The 5,256-nt window shown below is 49.5% G+C and carries 2 protein-coding genes; both read right to left on the bottom strand.

Annotated features, from left to right (window positions below; genetic code table 11):
- Nucleotides 1-239: 239 nt before the first annotated feature.
- On the bottom strand, nucleotides 240-2,861 hold the full coding sequence (pepN, locus tag ACTHSQ_RS10910) for an aminopeptidase N (protein WP_440371986.1): 2,622 nt from the start codon (nucleotides 2,859-2,861) through the stop codon (nucleotides 240-242).
- A 154-nt stretch (nucleotides 2,862-3,015) separates the two neighbouring features.
- Nucleotides 3,016-5,256, bottom strand: a 2,241-nt coding sequence (locus ACTHSQ_RS10915; protein ID WP_440371985.1) for a YadA family autotransporter adhesin, incomplete at its 5' end; no start/stop codon positions are given.

Here is a 5,256-nt window from a genome sequence, read left to right on the forward strand (position 1 = left end):
AACGGCGATACGCCGTTTGAGGTCTTGCAGGCTTCATTCTCAACCTGTGGTGTAAACAACGCAACGTTTTCCTACAGCCTGTTTTATGCAGGCTCTTTTTTTATTCTTCTTCACTATCCTCAACGAAAATTAATTTAAGCGTTGATATATAAAAAGGCCGTCTGAAACCAATCGGTTTCAGACGGCCTTTAGTCTGCCTATCCTTATTGCCAAATTACAATAAGGTTAACAGACAAGCTTTATTTTTCATTCAGAATCTTACCGACAATCTCCCCCACATCTTTGGACAAACCTTCTTGTGCATTGATGCGTTGCAATTCTTTGGTCATGACGGCTTTGCGATTGGCTTCCAATTTGTTGCAGATGTTGAAAGCCTGCACCAGTCGGGCGGCAACTTGCGGGTTAAAGCGGTCGATTTCCATCACTTTATCGGCTATAAAGCGGTAGCCGCTGCCATCTTCTGCATGGAAGTGCGGAATATTGCGACTGAAGCTGATCAACAAAGAACGGGCCTTATTCGGGTTTTCGATGCTGAACTTAGGATGGCTTAAGGCCGTCTGAACTTGCTGTAAAGTATCTTTGCGGCGACTTGAAGCAATCAGGGCAAAGTATTTGTCCATTACCAAAGCATCATCGGCGAATTTATCGGCAAATTGCGTCAACAAGCGATCGCGGATTTCGCTTTCATTACTGTTGATTGCGGATAAAATACCCCATTCGTGGGTCATGTTTTGTGCCATTGCTTCGTAATTCTCCGCAACGTGTTCGATATGCGCAGCGTCAGCACGTAGGACAAATGCCCTGCAAGCATTGCGCAAAGTACGCCAGCCGGCCAATTCCGGGCTGTATTCATAACGCACAGCGGCATCGGCTTGGTTTTCTTGCTCGGCAGCTTGACGGTTCAGCTCGCGCCATTGAGGCAGGAACTTGACGGCAACGGCATTGAGCAAGGCTTCACGCGCCTGATGAACCTGAATCGGATCAATATTTTCTTCTTCCGCCCATACATCGGTTTCAGACGGCATTTGCAGCAAAATAGCACGGAATGCCGGATCAAAGTCACCGGAAACCACCAAAGCCAAAGCATCCATCAATGCTTTGTGTTCCGGCAAAGGTCGGCCTTCCGCCAATGCCTGACGGTTGGCGTTAATGGCGCGATGATACAGGGTTTGAGCAGCCTCCCAACGGGCAAACTCATTTTCATCTGCCGCCAGCAAAGTGGCCAATTCTTGCTCGCTGTACGGATAGTTCAGGGTAACCGGTGCAGAGAAATCACGCAGCAAAGACGGGATAACCGGCTCATTGACGCCACCCAACACAAAAGTCTGCTCGGCTTCAGTCAATACCAAAACCGCCTCTTTCACACGTTTGCCTTGATATTCAAACTCAACCGCTTCGCCTTTTTCGTTCAGCAAACCGGTTTTGACCGGAATCATCATCGGCTGTTTGTCCGCCATATCGGGTGTTGCCGGAATGGTTTGTTTGATGGTCAATTCAAACGCACCATCTTTCAGACGGCCTTGAGCATCTAAAACCGGCGTACCGGCTTGGCTGTACCACAAGGCGAACTGATCAAGATTGATACCGTTTGCGTCTGCCATTGCGGCACGGAAATCATCACAAGTCACAGCTTGACCGTCGTGGCGTTGGAAATACAGCTTCATGCCTTTTTGGAAGCCTTCTTCCCCAAGCAAGGTGTGATACATGCGCACCACTTCCGCCCCTTTTTCATAGACGGTCATGGTGTAGAAGTTGTTCATCTCTTCATAGCTGGCCGGGCGGACAGGATGCGCAGTCGGGCCTGCATCTTCAGGGAATTGGAACAAGCGCAGCATGCGGACATTGTCGATACGGCGTACCACGCGGCTGGCTCGGTCGCCGGAAAACTCTTGATCGCGGAATACGGTCAAACCTTCTTTCAGCGACAATTGGAACCAGTCGCGACAAGTCACGCGGTTGCCCGTCCAGTTATGGAAATATTCGTGGCCGACAACAGATTCGATGCCTTCAAAGTCGGTATCGGTCGCGGTACGGCTGTTGGCCAGCACAAACTTGGTGTTGAAAATATTCAAACCTTTGTTTTCCATTGCGCCCATATTGAAATCGCCCACGGCAACGACCATGAAAATATCCAAGTCGTATTCCAAGCCAAAGCGTGTTTCGTCCCATTTCATCGCATTTTTCAACGATTCCACGGCAAACCCTACTTTAGGTTTATCTGTCTCCGTGGTATAGAACTCGATTTTGACCTTACGGCCGCTCATGGTCGTAAAATAATCTTCCGTTACCGCCAAATCGCCAGCTACCAAAGCAAAGAGATAGCTCGGTTTGGCAAACGGGTCTTCCCATTTCACCCAATGACGGCCGTCTGAAAACTCGCCGCCATCGATTTTATTGCCGTTAGACAGCAACACCGGATAGCGTTTTTTGTCTGCAACGATTGTGGTGGTAAATTTAGACATGACATCCGGACGGTCGATGTAGAACGTAATTTTGCGGAAACCTTCCGGTTCGCATTGTGTGAACAGGTTGCCATCGGAAGCATACAGACCCATCAAAGATTTGTTCTCAGCCGGCAGAATTTCGGTTTCTACTTCCAGCGTGAAGTTTTCAGACGGCACGCCGGCAATCGTCAGTTTTTCGTCTTCCAACACATAATCTACGGCCCGGCCGTTTACTTTCACAGACAGCAGTTTTGCCGAACCATCCAATACCAATGGCTCTCCTGCTCTTTCAGGTTGAACGGTCAGACTGGATTTGACGATGGTTTGCGGTTTTAAAATATCGAAATGCAGGTCGGTTTTCAGAATACGGTACGCTGGCGCAGCGTAGTCTTTCAAATAATGGATGGTTTTGCTCATTTGTTCTCTTTCAGAGTCATGCGGTAAATAGATGAAGCATATCGTTTCAGATAGTCTAAATTCAAGTGTTTTCAGAAAAAAGGCCGTCTGAAACCTAAAATTTCAGACGGCCTCCCTATTCAGGCAGTAAATCTAGTTGCCTGTCATTGCCAACTTACCACTTATACAGCGCACCGACACCGACACCGACATGACCGTCGGTATTGGCCGAGAAGTTGCCTTTGACAATCCAGTTGCCGCCGTCACTCATCGCAGATACGCCGATAGCCATGGCAGACTGACCGCCGTAGTAGCCGCTGCCGACACCGATACCGGTCTCACCCGGACTGGTTACTTGCGGAATCGAGCCTTGGGCAATCGCACCGGCCACACCCGCGTAGGCTTTCTTACCTACTTGGTTGATGTTGTTCTGCAACTCGGTACCCAAACCAATCAACTGATTCACATTTGCCGCGTCTGTACCGTCTTTACCCGGAGCCACATTGGTAATGCGTTGGCCGCCGTTGTTCAGACCGACAGGAGACAGTTTGACTTGGTTGTTCGGATTGTTTTCAGTCGGTGCAGCGATGGTTACGCCATCGTTGTTGACCACGGTATTGCCTGCGGTCAGACCGTCTTTGTTCAACACAACTTTATCGCCGACTTTCACGCCGTCGTTATTCATCACAGTATCGCCTGCTTTGAAGGTATCGGCATTCACTGTCTTCACGCTAATCTCGTCAGCCAACTTCAGTTGAGCGCCACCGAAAACGGTTTCGCTAATGATGTTGCTGTCGCCTTTAACGTTGATGGTGTCGCCCAACGCGTAGTTGTTGCTGCCGGTCGTACCGCCGAAGTTGATGCCTTTAGCGATAGTCGCAGCGTTGTTGGCTACGTTTTGGTTGGTTGCGTACAACTGGCTGCCGTTGACAGCATCTTTGCTGTTGGCGTTGATGTCGCCATCCGCTACGTTGGTTACTTTGTTGCCTGCATTGTCCAAACCGTCTTTAGTCAGGTTTACCTTACCTGCTTTCAAGCCGTCTTTGTTCAATGCAACATCATCACCAACTTTCACACCATCATTATTAACAGTAGTATCACCGGCTTTCACGCTGTCAACGTCCAAGTCTTTATCGGTAGCAACTTCATAAACAGTCTGACCTTTGTCACCTGTTTTTTCAGTCACAACGATGTTCTTACCTTGAACGACTTCAGTTTTAGATGCCACCGCAGCTTGTTTCAGTTGAGAAACATTAACCGCATCGGTGTCATCCGTACCAGCCGCAACATTAGTAATCTTGTTGCCGCCATTGTTCAAGCCAGCTTTGGTCAGGTTCACATCGCCTGCTTTCAAACCGTCTTTGTTCAATGCAACATCATCGCCGACTTTCACACCGTCATTATTCATCATGGTATCGCCTGCGGTAACGCTGTCGACTTTCAGGTTTTTATCGGTAGCCACTTTGTAAATGGTTTGGCCATTGGCGCCGACATCCTGAGTAACAACAATGTTAGCACCTTGAACGACTTCAGTCTTAGCTGCAGCCGCAGCTTTGTTCAACTGAGCAACATTGACCGCATCAGTGTCATCCGTACCGGCCGCAACATTGGTAATCTTGTTGCCGCCGTTGTTCAAGCCGGCTTTAGTCAGATTGACATCGCCAACTTTCACGCCGTCAGTATTGACGGTGGTATCGCCGGCTTTCACGCTGTCAACTGCCAAGTCTTTAGCCAATTTGACTTCCAACTTATCAGAGCCATTTGCTACAACACCGATATTGCCGTCTGAAAGTTTGGCTGCATCGGTTTGACCGCCAACAATATTCAGCTTCGTACCCGGTTTGCGTTCAACATCTTTGCCGCTGTCGCCGCCGAAAGTCAAAGGCAGATTGGCAGTTGCATTGACGGCTTTAATCGCATCATGGATGTTGTTCTCACCAGTACCGCCAATATCGGTCATGCTGATGTTGCCGCCATTATTGGCCGCATTGCCACCCAATACATTCACCAACTGATCTTGGGCTGCATTCAGCTGCTCTTCAGTCGCCGCACGTTTGCCTTGGGCAAAGTCGCTGCCACCCAAAGTCGTATTGCTCAAGCCGCTGACTTCGCCTTTATTGCCATCGATTTTCACCGGAGCCGCTTGACCGACATTCAACACATCTGCCAGTTTCAGCTGTGCGCCACCGGCTACGGTTTCGCTGATGATGTTGCTGTCGCCTTTGACATTGATGGTATCGCCCAATGCGTAGTTTTTGCTGCCGGTCGTACCGCCGAAGTTGATGCCTTTGGCGATATTGGCGGCGTTGTTGGCTACGTTTTGGTTGGTCGCAAACAGTTGGCTGCCGTTCACGGCATCGGTACTGGTCGCGTTAACCGCACCTGCAGCGACGTTACCCAAGGTTACCGGGCCGCC

It is taken from the genome of Neisseria sp. P0009.S008, assembly GCF_051958615.1.
Classification (GTDB): Bacteria; Pseudomonadota; Gammaproteobacteria; order Burkholderiales; family Neisseriaceae; genus Neisseria; species Neisseria subflava.

Coding starts and splice junctions, on each gene's coding strand:
- pepN (WP_440371986.1), bottom strand. CDS start 2,861: ATGAGCAAAACCATCCATTATTTGAAAGACTACGCTGCGCCAGCGTAC.